Annotated in this window: 18 protein-coding genes; 11 read left to right on the top strand and 7 right to left on the bottom strand. The window is 54.6% G+C overall.

Annotated elements, in window-relative coordinates; translation table 11 throughout:
- The first annotated feature begins 44 nt into the window (after positions 1–44).
- The 4 genes from FHW16_RS04240 (at position 45) to FHW16_RS04225 (ending at position 3,287) form a co-directional block, all read left to right on the top strand.
- Positions 45–518, top strand: coding sequence for a VOC family protein (locus FHW16_RS04240; RefSeq protein WP_182548916.1), 474 nt, complete (start codon positions 45–47; stop codon positions 516–518).
- 477 nt (positions 519–995) lie between these two features.
- Positions 996–1,262 (top strand): DUF6460 domain-containing protein, encoded by a 267-nt coding sequence (locus FHW16_RS04235; RefSeq protein ID WP_182547883.1) that lies wholly within the window; start codon positions 996–998, stop codon positions 1,260–1,262.
- Positions 1,263–1,338: 76 nt separating this feature from the next.
- Entirely contained in the window at positions 1,339–1,836 is a 498-nt protein-coding gene (locus FHW16_RS04230; protein ID WP_182547882.1) for a CAP domain-containing protein, read from the top strand.
- A 101-nt stretch (positions 1,837–1,937) separates the two neighbouring features.
- A complete protein-coding gene (locus FHW16_RS04225; protein WP_432652006.1) occupies positions 1,938–3,287 on the top strand; it encodes an MATE family efflux transporter in 1,350 nt (449 codons plus the stop codon).
- On the opposite strand, the gene FHW16_RS04220 is transcribed toward FHW16_RS04225, so the two are convergent.
- From FHW16_RS04220 to FHW16_RS04210, 3 genes are all read right to left on the bottom strand, one after another.
- Positions 3,284–4,360, bottom strand: coding sequence for a D-alanine--D-alanine ligase family protein (locus FHW16_RS04220; protein WP_182547880.1), 1,077 nt, complete (start codon positions 4,358–4,360; stop codon positions 3,284–3,286). The two genes, FHW16_RS04225 and FHW16_RS04220, sit on opposite strands and share 4 nt — an antisense overlap.
- Positions 4,361–4,436: 76 nt before the next feature.
- Complete coding sequence (locus tag FHW16_RS04215; protein WP_182547879.1) at positions 4,437–5,534, bottom strand: quinone-dependent dihydroorotate dehydrogenase; 1,098 nt, start codon at positions 5,532–5,534, stop codon at positions 4,437–4,439.
- Positions 5,531–5,878, bottom strand: a complete 348-nt coding sequence (locus FHW16_RS04210; protein ID WP_182547878.1) for a DUF952 domain-containing protein — start codon at positions 5,876–5,878, stop codon at positions 5,531–5,533. The genes FHW16_RS04215 and FHW16_RS04210 overlap by 4 nt, the downstream gene beginning before the upstream one ends.
- A 132-nt stretch (positions 5,879–6,010) precedes the next feature.
- Here FHW16_RS04210 and FHW16_RS04205 point away from each other — a divergent pair, with 132 nt between their 5' ends.
- Entirely contained in the window at positions 6,011–6,454 is a 444-nt protein-coding gene (locus tag FHW16_RS04205; protein ID WP_182547877.1) for a hypothetical protein, read from the top strand.
- Positions 6,455–6,595: 141 nt separating this feature from the next.
- Positions 6,596–7,039, top strand: a complete 444-nt coding sequence (locus FHW16_RS04200; RefSeq protein ID WP_182547876.1) for a VOC family protein — start codon at positions 6,596–6,598, stop codon at positions 7,037–7,039.
- A gap of 44 nt (positions 7,040–7,083) precedes the next feature.
- Here FHW16_RS04200 and pip read toward each other — a convergent pair whose 3' ends face one another.
- Positions 7,084–8,034 carry a prolyl aminopeptidase gene (gene pip / locus FHW16_RS04195; protein ID WP_182547875.1) on the bottom strand — a complete coding sequence of 317 codons (951 nt, stop codon included), beginning with the start codon at positions 8,032–8,034 and terminating at the stop codon, positions 7,084–7,086.
- Positions 8,035–8,264: 230 nt separating this feature from the next.
- Between pip and FHW16_RS04190 the strand changes: the two genes are divergently transcribed.
- Positions 8,265–8,933 (top strand): response regulator, encoded by a 669-nt coding sequence (locus FHW16_RS04190; RefSeq protein WP_182547874.1) that lies wholly within the window; start codon positions 8,265–8,267, stop codon positions 8,931–8,933.
- A gap of 12 nt (positions 8,934–8,945) precedes the next feature.
- On the opposite strand, the gene FHW16_RS04185 is transcribed toward FHW16_RS04190, so the two are convergent.
- Positions 8,946–12,416, bottom strand: coding sequence for a PAS domain-containing hybrid sensor histidine kinase/response regulator (locus tag FHW16_RS04185; RefSeq protein WP_182547873.1), 3,471 nt, complete (start codon positions 12,414–12,416; stop codon positions 8,946–8,948).
- A gap of 224 nt (positions 12,417–12,640) precedes the next feature.
- Here FHW16_RS04185 and mscL point away from each other — a divergent pair, with 224 nt between their 5' ends.
- The 3 genes from mscL (at position 12,641) to FHW16_RS04170 (ending at position 15,488) form a co-directional block, all read left to right on the top strand.
- Positions 12,641–13,048, top strand: a complete 408-nt coding sequence (gene mscL, locus FHW16_RS04180) for a large conductance mechanosensitive channel protein MscL (RefSeq protein ID WP_182547872.1) — start codon at positions 12,641–12,643, stop codon at positions 13,046–13,048.
- A gap of 224 nt (positions 13,049–13,272) precedes the next feature.
- Positions 13,273–14,439 carry a pyridoxal phosphate-dependent aminotransferase gene (locus tag FHW16_RS04175; protein WP_182547871.1) on the top strand — a complete coding sequence of 389 codons (1,167 nt, stop codon included), beginning with the start codon at positions 13,273–13,275 and terminating at the stop codon, positions 14,437–14,439.
- Positions 14,436–15,488 (top strand): AbrB family transcriptional regulator, encoded by a 1,053-nt coding sequence (locus FHW16_RS04170; protein ID WP_182547870.1) that lies wholly within the window; start codon positions 14,436–14,438, stop codon positions 15,486–15,488. Before FHW16_RS04175 ends, FHW16_RS04170 begins: the two co-directional genes overlap by 4 nt.
- Positions 15,489–15,542: 54 nt before the next feature.
- On the opposite strand, the gene hemA is transcribed toward FHW16_RS04170, so the two are convergent.
- Positions 15,543–16,820, bottom strand: coding sequence for a 5-aminolevulinate synthase (gene hemA / locus FHW16_RS04165; protein ID WP_182547869.1), 1,278 nt, complete (start codon positions 16,818–16,820; stop codon positions 15,543–15,545).
- Positions 16,821–17,133: 313 nt separating this feature from the next.
- Between hemA and galE the strand changes: the two genes are divergently transcribed.
- Positions 17,134–18,126 carry a UDP-glucose 4-epimerase GalE gene (gene galE, locus FHW16_RS04160; protein ID WP_182547868.1) on the top strand — a complete coding sequence of 331 codons (993 nt, stop codon included), beginning with the start codon at positions 17,134–17,136 and terminating at the stop codon, positions 18,124–18,126.
- A 1-nt stretch (position 18,127) separates the two neighbouring features.
- Here the strand turns inward: galE and FHW16_RS04155 are convergent, their stop codons facing one another.
- Positions 18,128–18,544, bottom strand: coding sequence for an MgtC/SapB family protein (locus FHW16_RS04155; RefSeq protein ID WP_246711666.1), 417 nt, complete (start codon positions 18,542–18,544; stop codon positions 18,128–18,130).
- Positions 18,545–19,060 lie beyond the last annotated feature (516 nt).

The raw sequence follows: 19,060 nt of genomic DNA, 5'->3' as shown, positions 1-19,060 counted from the left end.
AGAAAACTGGAACTGACTTCAAAAGGGAGGGACGAGAAATGGCAATTGCCAAGAACACAATCTGCCTGTGGTACGACAAGGACGCCGAGACTGCGGCCCGTTTCTACGCTGAGACTTTTCCTAACAGCTCGGTGAGTGCGGTGCATCGCGCTCCCAGCGACTACCCGTCTGGCAAGACAGGCGACGTTCTGACGGTCGAATTCACAGTTGCCGGAATCCCCTGTCTCGGCCTCAATGGCGGACCTGTGTTCAAGCACAACGAAGCCTTCTCGTTCCAGATCGCCACTGACGATCAGGAAGAGACCGATCGCTACTGGGACGCCATCGTCGGTAATGGCGGTCAGGAAAGTGCGTGCGGTTGGTGTAAGGACAAATGGGGTGTGTCCTGGCAAATCACACCGCGCGTGCTGACCGAGGCGATGGCTGCCGGCGGCGATGAGGCAAAACGCGCGTTTGATGCGATGATGGATATGAAGAAAATCGACGTCGCCGCGATCAAGGCCGCTCGGCGCGGCTGACATCACCGTATCGACCCGGCAAGGATTTGCAGATTTGCGGCTAAGCTTTAATTTGTCAGGAACAGACAGACACCTAGCAATGCGGTAGTTGCCAGAAAGATGTAGATCAGGTCACTCGCGGTCAAAGCCATTTGCGTTTCCCCGGAAGGTGTAATCCGGCCCGCCAGATACTCAATACGAAGGCAGGCCGGACTGTTTCGCTGACCTTCTCAGCTCAGCGCTAACAGGCTGCCATCTCACAGTAAACAAGAGCTTAATCATAAAACCGGTCGATGAATGGCAGAATGTTCTGCGTGTGCAACCGCACTTTTGCAATGAAGTGACGGGTGACCCGATCGCGTGTTTCTTGAAATGACGTTCTCTGAATCTCACGCTCTACTGTCATCGAACGGGGGCACTCTCAAGGCTTGAACCAGATCGCTAATCGCCATATGTCAAGGGAACACGGCAATTGCCGCCATTACTATCGGAGTATCGATGTCAGATAATATGAACCGTTTTCTGGGAGACACGCCGGCTCGCGTTTTGCTCAAGCTCATTCTGATTTCGCTTTTTGTTGGCGTGGTCATGAGTGCATTCAACTGGTCGCCTCTCGATATTTTGTACGGCTTCGAGAATTTTGCCCGTCGTATCTGGAATCTCGGTTTTGGCGCCATTGAACGTTTTGCCGATTACTTCCTGCTTGGTGCCATCGTGGTTGTCCCCTGCTTCATCATTTTGCGGCTGCTCAGCTATCGGCGCTAGGCGCAAAAACACCTCGTTGGCCTGAATGAGCCACAATTGCTGCGTATCGGCAGTGCGTCTCATTCAGGAATTGCCTATGTCCGATCATAAATTTCTTTTGTCACGCCGCAGCTTTCTTGGTTTTGCCACTGCCTCGGCGCTGGTGCCGCTGGCAGCCTGCCAGACGGTGACACGCACACCCGGAAAAAGTGCCGGTGTGTCGGCCTCAGCCACATCGATTGTGCAGAATATACGATCTTCCAACGGATTGGCTGGTTTGACAGCCGACTCTGTTCTGGAAAGCGCTGCGTTGCAGCAGGCGGGCTATATGGCCAGTGCCGGCCGGATGTCACACACAACCGGTTGGGGCCGGGATTTTGCCACCCGTGTCAGAAACAACGAGATCCACGGGATAGCCGCAGAGAACATCGCTGTGGGGCGCATGGAACTGGACAAGCTCTTTGCCATGTGGATGGCGTCGCCGCCGCATCGCCGCAACATGCTTGATCAGAAATTCACCCGGTATGGACTTGCCTACTCAGAAGCTGCCAGTGGCAGCAGCCAACGGTATTGGGCGCTTGTCCTTGCCAGTTGATCTTTCGGCCGAAACTGGCCGATAGTTCTGGAAAAGCGCCGCGCACAATGGCATAGGATATCGACAGCCCCTCTGGCGTCTTTCCCGGTGTCCTTATGTCGATGCAAGTGTCCAATCCTGACGGATCCAAGATCGTTCGCCCGTTCGAGGTGACCAACCGGTTGATGCTGGCGATTACGATTCCGGTGATGCTGGCGTCGCTCACGACACCCTTGCTTGGCCTTGTTGATACAGCTGTCATTGGCCAGCTCGGTGATCCGCATCTGTTGGGCGGGCTGGCAATCGGGGCTCTGGTCTTTGATTTTCTGTTCTCCACCATGAACTTCCTGCGGGCAGGAACAACCGGATTGGTGGCGCAGGCCATGGGACGCCATGACAATGTCGAGCAGCAGGCCGTGTTCTGGCGGGCAATCGGCATTGCGGTGCTTGTTGGCTTTGTTTTTATTGCAGCAACACCGCTGGTTCTGACCGCAACGGTCCGTTTCATGAATCCGGATCAGGCGGTCGCCGATGCAATGTCAACCTATGTGTCGATCCGGCTTTTTTCTTCTCCGATGGCGCTGGGAAATTTTGTTGTTCTTGGCCTGCTGCTCGGGCAGGGGAAAGCCATGCAGGGGCTTTATCTGCAGTTTCTGCTGAACGGCGTCAATGTGGTCATGACCTACTGGCTGGGGCTGGTTCTTGGCTGGGGCGTTGCGGGCATTGCCTGGGGAACGGTCCTTGGCGAAAGCGTTGCACTCCTTGTCGGCTTGGGCATGGTCTACTGGCAGTTTCGAGCGGTGCCTAATCCTTCACGTGCGCGCATTCTTGATATGCATGCCATCCGCCGGATGTTCGCGGTCAATCGCGATATCATGCTACGCTCGTTTTTCCTGCTGATCGCCTATGCCTATTTCACCCGTGCCGGAACCGAAGCAGGTGCTGTGACATTGGCGACGAATGCCGTGCTGATGAATTTTCTGCTGATTTCGGGCTACCTCATCGACGGTGTAACCACCGCTGCCGAACAGATTTCCGGCCGTGCCGTGGGTGCGCATTATCGCCCGGCTTTCGATCGCGGTATCAAGCTTTCATTCCTGTGGGGTTTGGTCCTGGCCTCGCTGATGGCACTTTTCTTTCTCGCCTACGGCAATGCCATCGTGGCCATACTCATCAAATCTGCGGATGTGCAGGCGATGGCAGCACTCTATATGCCATGGGCAGCGCTCGCGCCCGTCACTGGCCTGCTGGCGTTTCACATGGACGGTGTGTTTATCGGTGCCACCTGGTCGCGCGACATGCGAAACATGATGATCTTGTCGCTGCTCGGCTATTTCGCTGCTTATTTCATACTGCCGCAATTCATGGGCAATCACGGGCTTTGGCTTGCGCTCCATCTTTTCCTTGGGCTGCGCGGCTTGTCGCTTCTCGCAATCCTGCCGCGGCGGGCGCGACTGCAGTTCGCCAACTAGATCGACTGGCGTTCGGCGCGATGCAGGGCGTGCTGGATGAGCCTGTCGACCAGTTCAGGATAGGGGATGCCGCTGGCTCCGAGCGTTTTCGGGTACATGCTGATATTGGTGAAGCCTGGTATGGTGTTGACCTCGTTCACAACCGCACTCATGTCGGGCCGTAGAAAGAAGTCGACCCGTGCCATACCCTCACAGCCCAAGGCACGAAATGCCCGGCCTGCCATCTCCTGCAACTGCTCTTTGACGGGTGCCGGAAGGTTGGCTGGAATGGACAATGCCGCACCATCGGCGTCGATATATTTGGCTTCATACGTATAAAAACCATGACTGGCCGCCGGAGCGATTTCACCAGGGACTGAAACGGTCAGAGAACCGTCACTGTGTTCGAGCACGCCGAATTCGATCTCGCGGGCCTGCACAAACTCCTCGACGATGACCTTGCGGTCATGCTTGAACGCCTCCTTGATGGCGGCATCGAAGGTTTCAGCGGTGTCGGCCTTGCCTACACCGACGGACGAGCCCTGCCGGGCAGGTTTGACAAAGACCGGCGTGCCAAGATTGCTGACAATATCGTTGAATCTGGCTGTCTCTCCAAACTGGATCGTCACGCCGCGTGCGACCGAGAGGCCCGCTTCTTTGAGCAGGCGCTTGGCAATATCTTTGTCCATTGCGGTCGCGGAACCGAGGACACCACAGCCGACATAGGCCACATCAGCAACTTCGGCCAATCCTTGCACAGAACCGTCTTCACCATAAAGTCCGTGCAGCACAGGAAAGACAACATCGACCCGTGGTAATTCATATGGAGCGCCGCTCGCCGGAATAACGAGAAGTCGGCCTTTTCCACCGGGCAACAGACTGATTTCGGGACCGGTGGCCGGAACGGCCTTTGGCAGTCCGCCAACTTCGAGTTCAACCAGCAGCCATTGTCCCGTGCGGGTGATGGCAATAGGAACCACGTCGTACTTTGACGTATCGATTGCCGCGACAACATTGCTGGCGGAAAGCAGGGAGACTTCGTGCTCCGCCGAGCGACCGCCGAATAGAACTGCAACCCGTCTTTTGCTTGTCATGAATCTGCATCCGCTCCATGGGAATTTACTGCCGTTCCTATGGATTGCGGAACAGTGGCGAAATTACGCTCGGCGATCAGGCGGGAAGATCTTTTGCCGCCCACGCCGCAACGTCGCGATCGCGCAATTCGGCAATGTTGTCAACGCCATCGCGCTTCAGCAGGGCGGACATGTCCTTGACGATCTCGGCTGCGAGCCCGGGGCCGCGATAGATCATGCTCGTGTAAAGCTGGACTAGATCAGCACCTGCGCGAATCTTTGCAATCGCCGTCTTGGCGCTGTCGATACCGCCGACACCGACAATCGGGAAGGTAGGTCCAACACGCTGACGAATCTTGGCGAGCACAATCGTAGAGCGGTTGAAGAGCGGCACGCCGGAAAGACCACCGGTTTCAGCGGTATGCTTCGGGCTGCGCAGGCCAGTGCGGGAAAGAGTGGTGTTGGAGATAATCAGCCCGTCGAGCGGATGCAGTGCGATTTCCGCAGCAATATCATCGAGGCTGGCCTCCGGCAGATCAGGGGCGATCTTCAGAAAGACTGCGCGGCGGGCACCCGACTGCGCGGCGGCTTCATCCCGTGCTTCCAGTACCTTGCTGAGCAACTCCTTCAGGCTGTCGCGGGCCTGTAGATCACGCAGTCCCGGCGTATTGGGTGAGGAGATATTGACCGTGAAATAACCCGCGAGCGCATTGAATTTTCGGATGCCGGCGACATAGTCCGCCACGCGATCGGCTGAATCCTTGTTGGCGCCGATATTGACCCCGACAATCCCCGGACGGTTCTTGCGCGCGGAAAGCCGCTGGAATGCCGCTTGATGGCCTTCATTGTTGAAGCCGAGGCGGTTGATCACGGCATTGTCTTCCACAAGGCGAAAAATGCGTGGCTTCGGATTGCCTGATTGAGCGAGCGGCGTCAGTGTTCCAATTTCGGCAAAACCGAAACCAAGCTTCAACAGTGCATCCGGCACTTCGGCATTCTTGTCATAGCCTGCTGCCATGCCGAGAGGATTGGGGAACTTCAGTCCGGCAACAGTTACCTGCAGACTAGGGTCATGCTGTGGCGCGCATCCCGGAACGAGGCCGGTCTTCAATGCCTTGATCGACATGCCGTGAGCGTCTTCCGGATCGAAGGAAAACAGAACTTTACGGCCCAGCGATTGGAACAGTCCGCTCATACGCCCATCTCCGGAAACTGGTGTTTGCCTTCGCCGTCGAGTGGCAGTGGTTTGACCCACAGAACGGCATTCATTGGCAGAGTTGCGTAAAGATGCGGGAAGAGATCGCCGCCCCGGGAAACTTCATATTTCAATGCTGCGCCAAGACGGCCGGCTTCGACCGCGACCAGCAGCAGATCTTCCTGTCCGGTAAAATGCCTGGCTGCCGTCTCTACTGCCTGTGCCGCGGTGGAGAAATGAATGTAGCCGTCGGCATGGTCAATCGGCGCGCCGTCAAACACACCGGCAGCTTCTGCTGCCTGCCAAAGGGTCCGTGGGGTAATCTTGTAGATCAATTCGCTCATGAGGTTTTACTAAACACAAAACCGCAATGCGCAAAGCGTAGACTGGCGTCGGTAACAGAAATCTCGACGCGTATTCCTATTTTCGGCGTATTATCGCAGCAAGATCGATATTCTGTATTTCGGAGGTCAGTCATGTCACGTACACGCACGCTTCTTTCCACTGTCATAGCTGTTCCGTTTCTGGCGATCGCAACCTTCAATGGTGCTTTCGCCGAGGAGACGACAAGCTACTCGCTGGAAAAAACCGAAAGCGGCTATGTCAGGATGAACAACAAGACCGGCGAGATGTCGATCTGCCAGGAAAAGTCCGGCCAGTTGATCTGCAAACTGGCGGCGGAAGAGCGCAAGGCCTACGAAGAGGATATGGCCGATCTGAAAACACGTGTTGCCAAACTTGAAGACACGGTGGCCAGTATGGGAAAAATTCCCCCTGTCGTTCGTGACGCGCTTCCCTCCGATGAGGAATTCGAAAAAGGCTTGAGCTACATGGAGAAATTCATGCGTCGTTTCATGGGCATTGCCAAGGAATTCGAGAACGACGACAAGGCTTCGAAGGCGGACCCACAGAAGACCTGAATGCGAAAATCCTGACGCGCTTTCCCGAAATTGTTTTCCACGGAAAATAGCAAATCGCCGCCTCATAAATCATTTTGTTCTTGATTTGTTCCGATATTTATACGACCTTAGTCGTTCGCTAATGGACGCTGGAGGGACAGGATGAACGAGGGGACAAGATTGATCGGTGAAATTTCCATCCGGCTTTTTGTGCGCCACGGCGACCAGCAAATGGCCATGGATTTTTATGAGAATGTATTTGGTGCGCGGGTTGTTGGACGCCCGTATCTGCACAATGGTGAGTTGATTGCTGCTGAAATGCGGATGGGTGCTTCGGTGATAATGATTGTCGGGGCAAACCCAAAACGCGATGCAGATGCATCATTGGGCGGGCCGCGTTCGGTACACGCTATAGGTGCGACGCCTGTCATGCTGGATATCCATGTTGACGATGTCGATCGCGTGATGCACCACGCCACATCGGAAGGCGGCCACGTGCGTAATGCTGTTGAGGAATTGGACAATGGGGATCGCGTTGGCGTGCTGACTGATCCCTTTGGCCACTTGTGGGTCGTGAAATCACGGCGCAAGCATTTGGCTGCGTAAAACCGCAACCGGCCGCCAGAGCAGCCGGTTGCCGGTGTTGAATATCAAGCTGCGAATTTTTTGGTTGCTGCAATCAACTCGTGAACGATACCCGGTTCGGTGACCGAGTGTCCGGCATCTTCCACAATCCGCAAATCGGCTTCCGGCCAGACTTTCTTCAAATGCCAGGCATTCAGGAGCGGCGTGCACATGTCATAACGACCGTGCACCAGAACGCCTGGAATCTCGCGGATCAGATGGGCGTTGCGCAGGAGATGGTCATCCGTTTCAAAGAAGCCTTTGTTCTGGAAATAGTGGCACTCGATGCGGGCAAATGCGATGGCGAAATGATCACCGGCAAAAGCCTCTTCGCGCGCGGGATCTGGTAACAGGGAAAGCGCGGAGCCTTCCCAGCGTGCCCATAGTTTGGCCGCCGCTAGACGCACTGCCGGGTCCTCGTCGGTTAGGCGCTTGTAGTAGGCAGCAATCATGTCACCGCGTTCGGCCTCCGGAATATGTTCCTGATAGGCTTCAAAGCGGTCCGGGTAGATGATGCTGGCGCCGTTCGAATAGAACCACTCGATCTCAAAACGACGGATCATGAAGATGCCGCGCAGGATCAGTTCGCTCACATGAGCCGGATGCGTCTGGGCATAGGCAAGTGCCAGTGTCGAACCCCACGAGCCGCCGAAAACCTGCCATTTATCAATGCCGAAATGATCACGTATACGCTCCATATCCGCCACGAGATCCCATGTCGTATTCTCGCGAAGTTCAGCATAAGGTGTTGATTTTCCACAGCCGCGCTGATCAAAAAGAATGATGCGATAAAGCTCGGGGTCGTGCAGGCGGCGCATGGTGGGGTTAATCCCGCCGCCAGGGCCGCCATGGATCATGATGACCGGTTTACCGTTCGGATTACCGCATTCTTCCACATGAATACTGTGCAGATCAGACACAGCAAGCATCTGCTCGGAATAGGGCTGAGTCTCGGGGTAAAGAGTATTGGTTATCATGTATCTTTCTTTCGAAGATTATACTGAATGAGTGTATGATTGCGCGAGATTAAGGTTTTGCCAAGTCAATTCATGTGTTTAGCAGACATCAACGAACAATCTGCGTCCATCTTGAACTTTTGTGCGCATCAGATTTATCTTGATATATCAGGGAAATGCGCTTTAGTCGAAAGCATTAAAACCAATAAATTATTATCGCCGTTATTTTTAGAAATAAGGACTTTTCAACAATGAGATTTAAGTTTGTCATCGTGGACGATCATCCGCTTTTCCGTGGCGCACTGAAGGCCGCACTTGTCATGCAGGCAAGGGATGCGGACATTATTGAGGTAGGCGATCTTGAGAGCGCCAAGAAACTTGTCCTTGATGAATTTGATATCGATCTGGTCCTCCTGGATCTGGCATTGGGGGGTGTCAGTGGCATGACTGGCCTGATTACGTTGCGTGCTCTTTGCCCGACAATCCCCATTGCAATCGTCTCGGCAACCGACGACACGATCACCATGCGTACGGCCTTGGCCCTTGGGGCATCGGGCTTCATTTCCAAATCATCGACGCCGGACAAAATCGGTTTGGCTGTCAGCAAGATACTCGATGGCGAGATATGGTCACCGCCGATGAGCAGCAGCATTGCTCTGGATGCAGAATTGCTTGAGTTGACCGCCCGCTTGCGCCGGCTTACGCCGCAGCAGGGGCGGGTGCTTGGCATGATGGCGAGCGGCATGCTGAACAAACAGATTGCCCATGAGTTGAACGTATCAGAGGCAACCATCAAGGCGCATGTGTCGGCGGTTCTGTATAAACTTGGTGTTGAAAGCCGAACACAGGCGGTTATTCGTTTTTCACGTTTCAGGACCGAGGCGGCGATTTTGAAAGCCGAGCCTGCTGAACTGCACTAGGCGAGTAGCGCCTCACCGGCGCTCATTGCTTTCTCCTGCCTGAGAATGCGAAAGAACCGCCCTTAGAATGGCGGGCCTGACAGGCTTGTTGATGACTGAAACGTCGTCGGCCGCAGCTCGATTGCGCAACTGACTGGATCGCTCCGCTGTGACGAGTGCCGCTCTGATACTGCAATCGTAGTGGTCACGCACGTAAGCAATGAGATCCAGGCCGGTTTCATCGCCGAGATTATAATCGGCAAGGATGAGATCCGGCGGCTCCGTGCGGTTTTGACAAAGGCGCCTGAGGGCTTTGCCCTGGCTCAGGGCATCCACCGTGCAACCCCAGCTTTGCAATAGCTCCTTCATAGCGGAAAGCGAACGCTTGTCGTCATCAATACAAAGGACCGACAGACCGTCCGCTACGCTGGAATCGCCGATCGAAGGTACCCCATTGACATGCGTCAATGTTGGTAATTGCGATACGGGCATCCGGACAGAGAAAACGGAGCCCTTCCCAACGTTTGAAGTGACTCCGATTTGCATGCCCAGAGTTTTGGCTATGCGCTCGACGATCGACAGACCGAGTCCAAGGCCGTCTGATTCATTCATGCCCTCGGAGAGCCGCGAGAATTCCCGAAAGACAACGTTCAGCTCCGATTGGGGAATACCGATGCCCGTATCGAGAATTTGAACCTCAAGCATGTTACCTTGATGACGTACTCCCACCAGTATCTTGCCTGATCTGCAATACTTGACTGCGTTCGAAACCAGGTTCTGGAGCAGCCGGCGCAGAAGATTGCGATCTGTCTCTACGACAACCGAACTGTCGACGAGTTTGAGTTCGAGTCCCTTTTCCAGGGAAGCCGGCAAAAAGTCCCGAACAACCTGTTGTAATACGGTGTTGAGGGAAAAAGTGGATATGACCGGCTGCAGTGCGCCGGCATCCAGTCGTGAAATATCGAGCAATGCGTTGAAGATTGACTCCACCGCTTCCAAGGATGAATCGAGGCTCACTGCCAGTTCTTTCTGATGCGTTTCACTGAGGTGTCCGCTAAGTGCGGACGAATACAGACGGGCAGCGTTGAGCGGCTGCAGAATGTCATGCCCCGCATCGGTCAGAAAACGCGTCTTGCTGATATTGGCATCTTCGGCTCGGCGCTGTGCTTTTGCCAGCTCCTGATTTGCAAGAGTTAGCTCTGCGGTACGCTCGCGTACACGCGTATCGAGATACTCATTGGTTTGCCGCAGCATCCGGTCTGTTTCGACGGCCTTCGTGATATCCGTAAAGGTTGTTACCCGTCCACCATCCGGCATGGTGTTGGAAAGGACGTCGATGATCTGCCCTGTATCCCGAAACCGGACACGCCAATGCGCCGCTAACGGATCAAACTCCGGATGACAGTCCTTGTCTTCCAGCTGCACCAGATCGCCTCGGTCAGTGAGAAAGGATGCAATATGGCGAAGCGAGACCCCCATGCGTTGAAGATTTTCAGGAAGATCAAGCATGAACGGGAATTGCCGGTTCCAGCATGTGAGCCGCGCGTGCTCGTCGAAGACGCCGATACCCTGATCCATCTGATCGAGTGCCGTTTGCAACAGATAGCGATTTTGCACCAAAGCACCCGTGGCATGATCCAGCAATATCTGTGCCCGTTTCTGGGCTATTCCGGTTGGTCCCAGTGCGAGCGAAAGAATGAGCCGGGCGGAAGGCGATCCAACAATCCCGGAAAGAAGCTGCTCGCAAAAATGAACCGTTTTGAAATCGGCAGGATCATCCCTGTCCAGTTCAACACCCTCACGCTCGCAGAAAGTACGAAACGCGAGCTCTGCCCGCTCAGCTCCTATGTATCGGGAAATTGCCTCCTTAAGTTGACGGATGGTGATCTTCGGCCGCAAGTTCCGAATTGAAACGGTTGCGGCAGGTTTGTGGCTGATGAAGACATTCGCCTGAATGCGTTCCAGCGGACGTGCGCTCTTCGATAATGAACCAACAATGAAGAAGGCCAGATTGGCGATCAGGCTCCACAACAACCCGTTGACGAAGGAGCTGGATTGCAAATTCCAAAGATGGTGCGGGCGCAAGCCGCCGACACCGAAAGGTCCATTGGCGATAAGAGAGGACGATTGATCGAGCCATGTTGGCAAAACCATCGTGTAAAGCCATACGGTGATACCCGCGGTCATACCCCATAACGCACCGCGCCCTGTTGCTTGCCGCCAGACAAAGCCGCCAAGAAATGGCGGAAGCATTTGCATCATGCTCACCGCCGAAATGAGGGACAGTTCGGAAAAGTCCACGTGCTCCATGATTGTGAATTGATAGACATAGGCAGCGAGCAAGATCACCAGGATGGAATAACGACGTACTTTTGAAATTGTTCTCGTGAAATCCTGGGCGGCCGCTCGCCTTGGCCATTTGAGTACCACCGGCATAACCAGGTCGTTGGAGATCATGATTGAGAGGACGATTGCCGGCAGGACGAGCATGGTGGATGCGGCTGATAAGCCGCCTGCAAATGCGACGGCACTGAGCCAATCGTGATCCATCAACAGTGGCAGCGAGAGAAAATAAAAATCGGGATAGGCCGTCGATGGCAGGACCTGCAATCCAATTGCCGTGACGGGTAAAACAAACACACCGGCGATAAACAGACATGCTGGCACCAGCCACCGTGCGGTGCGCAATTCCCGTTCGCTCCTGTTCTCCACGACTGTCAGATAAAAATGGCTGGGCAGCAATACTGTTGTCGACGCGCCGATCAAAATGAGAGCGATCATATTCTCAAGCGAGATTCGCCCTTGCGGCCAAGGTATGGCGATTTGGCTTATGTGTTCGACCGGCTCCGTAAAGAACAAGGTTATCGCAGTCATGCCGACGATCACGAAGACGATGATTTTGAACACCGAATCGTTGGCGGACACGCGGACAAGCCCTTCATCATGATCCGTCGTATGGACTGATTTCTCGCTATTGCGGACTGTGAACAGGCCGATTACGCACAGGAGACACCACAAGAGCCAGTGCGAACCGTGGTGCTCACCCTGACCATGGGATGCGAATGTATTTCTGAATACGTCGAACAGATAATGGATGGCTGTGATCTGCAGGGCCAGATAAGGAACCAGCCCAACCGTGGCGATCAGGGTCACGAGCGCAGTAACAGAGAAGCTTTTGCCGTATCGGGCGCCAATGAGGTCGGCGATGGAGGTGATGCCCTCTGATTTCGCCAGACGGACAATTTTGCGCAGAAACGGAAAGCCCAGCGTAAATGCCAGCGCGATCCCGATGAACAATCCGATGAATTCGAATCCGTTATCGGCAGCATAGCCAAGCGCTCCATAAAACAGCCAGCTGCTGCCCCCGGACGCCAGACTCAAAGCATAGATATACGGCCGGTCCGGACCGTTTTCAGTGCGAGCGCGCCGGTCAACCGTCTTGATCAGGATGTATTGTGCCAGGAGATATAAAAGTGCGACGAGCGCGCCAGTCCAGCCCACCATGGGCTCCAACCTTCCGTTAATGACGGCAAATGCCTTGATGAAAATTGATCAGTTTAAAACGAAAACACGGGGAAATTCCGCGGTATTGAATGCATATCTGCTTAGAAATCAAAACTTTATGTTAATAATTTAGGAACATCTGTTACTGTCAATCTGTGTTGCATATTGCATCACTGGGGACTGACAGCTTCCAATTAACACGGAATACTGGAGAGTGGTATATCATGCTAAAGGAATTCAAAGAATTCGCCTTGAAGGGAAACATGGTCGATCTCGCCATTGGTGTGATCATCGGCGGTGCTTTTGGCAAACTGGTTGATTCGATTGTGAATGACATCTTGATGCCCATCATTGGACTTCTGACCGGTGGCGTCGACTTTTCCAACATGTATATCCAATTGGCGGGTGCGCCCGCTGCAACATTGGCCGCCGCACGTGCTGCCGGTGCCACGCTCGCCTACGGTAACTTCATCACCCTGGTGATCAACTTCCTGATTATTGCCTGGGTCCTCTTCATGGTGGTAAAGGCCATGAACACGCTCAAGAGGAAGGAGCCTGTTGCTCCTCCACCCGCGCCAGCCAAGGAAGAAGTTCTGTTGACAGAAATTCGCGACCTGCTGGCCAAGCGCTAAGACATTTCGCACGCGTTTCGAAGCCCCGGCCCCGTGCCGGGGTTTTGCTTTGCATTTGTCAGTAAGACGTCAGCAGACTATCAGCGACGGTGATGGGAACATCACAAATATCCACGTGATTATTGCGCTTCATTGCGGTACGTCAGCCTTGCGGTCTCCAGAAATTCCCTCCGGCAGAACGGCTCTTTACGAACAAAACATGCTCTAGGCATTGGAGAAATCACATGGGTATGACCGAACACTTGCGCCACGAAGCCGCTGTCGCTCCGGAAAGCGGCATTGTTGCAGTGATGAACCATGGCAGGCGGCAGGAGGGTGTCATTCCTCTTTGGGCGGGTGAGGGCGATCTGCCCACGCCGGATTTCATCCGGGATGCTGCAAGCGCAGGCCTGGCCAACGGCGAGACCTTCTACACCTGGCAGGCGGGTATCCCCGAATTGCGGCAGGCTCTCGCAGATTATCACAAGCGCCATTTCAACGTCGATCTGCCGGTGAGCCATTTTTACGTCACCGGCTCCGGAATGCAGTCGATCCAGTTGGCAATTCAGGCTACCGCGGGGGCGGGAGACGAAGTTATCTATCTCTCGCCTGCCTGGCCGAATTTTGCTGCAGCCGCCGGTATCGCCGGCGCGAGACCCGTTCCCGTCGTCCAGGATTTCACCGGAAACGGCTGGACGCTTGATCCCCAGAAAATCCGCGACGCGATCACGCCGAAAACAAAGGCCCTCTTCATCAATTCTCCATCCAATCCGTCAGGCTGGACGGCCGATCTGGAAACATTGAAAGAGATATTGCAGATTGCGCGTCAGCACGGTCTCTGGATTGTTGCCGACGAGATCTACACCCATTTCTACTATGGTGCGCTGCGGTCTCCGTCGTTCTTCGATATCATGGACGCGGACGACCGGATTATTTTCGTCAACAGTTTTTCCAAGAACTGGGCAATGACCGGCTGGCGGGTAGGGTGGATGACAGTGCATCCGTCCCTCGGAAAAACCGTCGAGAATCTGATTCAATATTCAACATCGGGCGTTGCGCAATTCATGCAGCGTGGTGCCGTTGCCGCACTCGACCAGGGTGATGCATTCATCAGGATGCAGGTTGACCGGGCTCACAAGGCTCGTGACATCCTCTGCGCCAAACTGGCAGCGACAGGCAGGGTGCGTCTGTCACCCCCCGCGGGCGCTTTCTATCTGCTGTTCGGTATTGAGGGCGTTACGGATTCATACCGGGCAGCCTTTGATATTGTCGACGAAGCAAAGGTTGGTCTTGCGCCCGGCACAGCTTTTGGGGATGGTGGTGAAGCCTTCCTTCGACTGTGTTTTGCTCGGCGAATCGATCAGGTCGAGGAGGCTGCCGATCGCCTCGCAGACTGGATCAGGAAACGTTGAACCGCATACATCTGAATAATACCCAGGCCACCATTCTTTCCCTTCTGATTGCTTCGGCTGGTGCTTTCAGCGCCGGTTTTGTCGGCTTGCCCATCCCGTTTCTCCTTGGATCAACGCTTGCGGTCACCGCTGCCTCGCTTTCGGGGATTCGTATTCATCTGCCAGACTGGCTGCGTGTGTTCGTGTTCTTCATGCTGGGTATACAAGCTGGTTCTGGTGTCTCCTCCGACACGATCAATCAGATGGTGTTGTGGCCGGTGAGCTTTCTCATGCTGTTTGTCGCACTGGTTGCTGTGACGGGGTTGACCTATCTCATGCTGCGCAAAGGGTTCGGCTGGGATGGACCGACGGCTCTGTTCTCATCGCTTCCGGGAGCTCTCTCTTTTGTCCTGGTTGCGGCCATGGGGACGCAGGCCAACATGGTTAAGATCACCGTTGTTCAGTGTATTCGCCTTTTGTTGCTTATCGGCTTTCTGGCGCCCCTGCTCGCAATCATCGCCAGGAACGCTCCACACGTGGTCGTGGAGCTGAACTACAATTGGACAGTCCAGGAGGCTCTCGTCCTGTTTGTCTGCGGCCTTGGCGGTGCGCTCCTCGGCCATTTCACCCGTGTTCCCGGCGGTATGATGCTTGGTGCCTTGCTGGCGAGTGCCTTGCTGCATGGGGCATCTCTGGTAACGGCCGTTGTGCCACGCTCCATTGCCGATATCGGGTTGATTATTCTGGGTGTTTTGATTGGCTCGCGAGTCGGAGCGGAGCATCGTACGCAACTCGTACGGTATCTTCCTGCCGCGCTGAGTGCCTTTGTTATCGGCACCGTTGCATCATTTCTTGCCGCTTTTGCGGTCTGGTATATTCTTGATATTCATCCGGCGCAGATCGCCCTTGCTTTTGCCCCCGGTGCACTGGAGGCCCTCACTGTCATTGCCTTTTCACTCGGTGTTGACCCGTCTTACGTGGCGTCCCATCACGTGGCGCGGTTTTTGATGATCGCACTTGCTGTGCCGTTTCTGGCGCGCTGGCTCAGCGGCACCAGCACAAACAAATAAGCCCGCTATCTCAGCGAGATGACGGGCTTGTTACAATTTGGAAAAACGGTGTTTTCAGCCACCAGCCTTCGAAACGGCCAGAGTGACCACACGTTCATCCGTTTCTGCCGATGGGGTGCTGTCCTTGGCAAACGGAATGCCAAGAGCAGTCCAGACCTCAACCAAAGCATCCTTCAACTCAAGCACCAGTTCATCGGAATGAAATGGTGTTGGAGTGATGCGCAAGCGCTCGGTTCCGCGCGGAACTGTCGGGTAGTTGATCGGCTGGATGTAGATGCCATGCACGTCGAGTAACCGGTCGCTTGCCATCTTGCACAACTCCGGGTCGCCGACATGGATCGGGACAATGTGAGTCTGCGATTGCATGACGGGCAGATTTGCTGAGGCCAAGATATCTTTGGTAAGCTGTGACTGACGCTGATGCAGCCTGCGCTCTTCCTGAGACACCTTCAAATGCCGGATGGATTGCGTTGCCGCCGCAGCAATCGCCGGAGGAAGCGCGGTGGTGAAAATGAAGCCTGGCGCATAGGAGCGAACAGCATCGATCACTGTTTTGGGGCCGGTTATATAACCGCCGAGGGTGCCGAATGCCTTGGCTAACGTCCCTTCGATAATATCGATACGATCTGAAAGGCCTTCCTGATCGGTGATGCCGCCACCACGATTGCCGTACATGCCAACCGCATGAACCTCGTCAATATAGGTCATGGCATTGTATTTTTCAGCAAGGTCGGCAATCGTCGCGATCGGAGCGATGTCGCCATCCATCGAATAGACCGACTCGAACACGATCAGCTTGGCGCGTTCCTTGCCTGCTGCCTTCAGGAGGTCTTCAAGATGGGCCACGTCATTGTGGCGGAAAATCTTCTTCTCTGCACCGGAGCGGCGGACGCCTTCGATCATCGAGGCATGGTTCAACTCGTCAGAAAGGATAAGGCAATTGGGCAGGAGTCGGGCAATGGTCGAGATCGACGCCTCATTGGACACAAAACCGGATGTAAACACCAGGCCAGCTTCCTTATTGTGGAGATCGGCGAGCTCGTTCTCCAGCTCTACAAGTGGATGATTATTGCCGGAGATATTCCGGGTACCACCGGCACCTGAGCCCATGCGGCTCGAAGCATCATGCATGGCAGCAATCACCGCCGGATGCTGACCCATGCCGAGATAATCATTTGAACACCAGACGGTGATTTCGCGTGTGGCATCTGCCGTACGCCAAAGCGCACGCGGAAATCTTCCCACGATCCGTTCCAGATTAGCAAAGACCCGATAGCGCTTTTCAGCGTGCAACTGGTCGATCGCGTCTTCGAAAAACCGACGATAGTCCATGAACTGCTCCTGTATCATGGACTTACTACCGTTTTTGCAGCCTAAAATCCATGACATGAAGGTGGGCAATTTGCCACGCTTGGACAAAAAAGACGGCGTGCCGAGGTGATCAATTGCACCTGCAGGCTCAAATAGTCACAAAATTGCAGGCGAGTGATGCCCTCTCGGGGAAAATGTTGAGCCACCGTATCCGCGCTGCATAAAGTGCTTGGCCTGAAGAATTTTTATATTGTCGCTTCAAAGCTTTGCACTCCTGCTGAAATACGGCAAGATACCCATGGTAGAACTGCGTTCATGCTTCAGGGGTTAGCAAATGACAGTACTCGTGACCGGCGGTGCCGGATATATTGGCAGCCATATGGTCTGGGAGTTGTTGGACTCGGGGGAGTCCGTTGTTGTTATCGATCGGCTATCCACTGGATTTGAGTGGGCAATCGCGCCTGAGGCCAAATTTATAGTTGGCGATATTGCCGATCAGCACCTCGTCCGTGAAACCATTGAACGCAATTATGTGGATGCGGTCATTCATTTTGCCGGGTCGGTTGTCGTGCCGGATTCGGTTCGCGATCCGCTCACCTACTACGAAAACAACACCTCCAAATCGCGTTCGCTTATCGAAGCGGTTGTTAAATCCGACGTGCGGAATTTCATTTTTTCATCGACGGCTGCTGTCTATGGTGATGGCGGTATGGAACCTGTTACCGAGGACACGGCACTTCAGCCGCAATCGCCCTATGGAGTTTCCAAGCTTATGACGGAATGGATGCTGCGTGACACAGCTGCAGCCCATGATTTTCGATACACGGCGCTTCGTTATTTCAACGTTGCGGGAGCTGACACCAAGGGTCGGTCCGGGCAGTCGACACGCGGTGCGACTCACTTGATCAAGGTTGCCTGTGAAACGGCGTTGGGCAAACGGCCTCATATGGAAATTTACGGTCATGACTTCCCCACGCCGGATGGCACATGCGTGCGGGATTATATCCACGTGAGTGACCTTGTTGCTGCGCATCGCCTGGCGCTGGACCGGCTGCGGACCGGTGCTAGCAGTCTCACTGCCAATTGCGGTTATGGCCGGGGATATTCCGTGCGCGAAGTGATTGAAAGCGTTGAACGTGTGCACGGCGCGCCCATTGATGCCCGCCTTACGGACCGGCGCCCGGGCGATGCGGCCTCCATTGTTGCCGACAGCGCGCGAGCGAGAAAGGATCTGGGTTGGGAGCCCCGTCTCGATAACCTTGATACGATTGTGGAATCGGCGCTGGCTTGGGAAAAAGCTTTGGGAAGCCGCAATACGGGACGTTGAGTTATTTTTCCTTGGTTTCCTTCTTGAGCGGTAACATCAGGCGCAGCGTCAGGAACGTGAAGAGTGAAATGATGAAAGCCACATCATAGCTCTCAAGGCCGACCGCGACGCCGATTGCCCCCGTGGCCCAGATACTGGCTGCCGTTGCTGTCCCGCGCACCGAATCCTTCATTTGAAGAATCGCGCCGCCGCCAATGAATCCGACACCGGTGATCAGGCCTTCGATGATCTTCGCCATGGCTTCAGGATGACCGCTCATGGCACTTTCAGCACCTTGAATAAAACCGCAGGTGGCTAGTGCGACGAGCGGAAAAGTCCGTATGCCTGCACTTCGTTCCTCGATTTCGCGTTCCCATCCGATCGGGAAAGCCAGCACATAGGCAATCGAGAGAGCTATGAGGTGAGGAACTATGGGCATGGAATTAAGATACTGAAATGTTTCGTACAAAATAGGCTCCATCGGTCGGAGAAAGACATTCCTGCACAACGCTGGCCGGGGCTGACAGTTCCCGGCAAGGTCATGATTTCTGCTTTCCCAATCGGCATGCGGCGCAGAGACACATTGTCTTAAGAGACTGGAGTCTAGAAAAGGGGAACCTTCTTCGCTGGGAAGGTGTTTAAAGACCACGAAGCAGAGTTGGAGTAATGCGATGGACGGCACCGACCGGACCAACGAAAAACAGTTATCAAGAATCTTGCGACGACAGATCTCGCAGTCATCCTACAGGACGGCAATACGGGCTGCCGGTATCTACAAGGTGGAAGATACTGTGCCAGAGAGCCTGCTTGATCAGCTCCGCCGCCTTGACGAAGCCGAACACAAGCACTCAAAGTAATCTCAAGACCCTGGGTCAAACTGCGGCTTGGTTCTGATTGGATCCGCGAACTGCAGTCTGATGGAGGTGAGGCAAAGCCCGCCTCCATGTTCAAAAAA

Origin of the sequence: Phyllobacterium myrsinacearum, from assembly GCF_014138285.1 — a bacterium.
Taxonomy (GTDB): domain Bacteria; phylum Pseudomonadota; class Alphaproteobacteria; order Rhizobiales; family Rhizobiaceae; genus Phyllobacterium; species Phyllobacterium myrsinacearum_A.
This window is presented reverse-complemented; position numbering and strand designations above follow the sequence as displayed.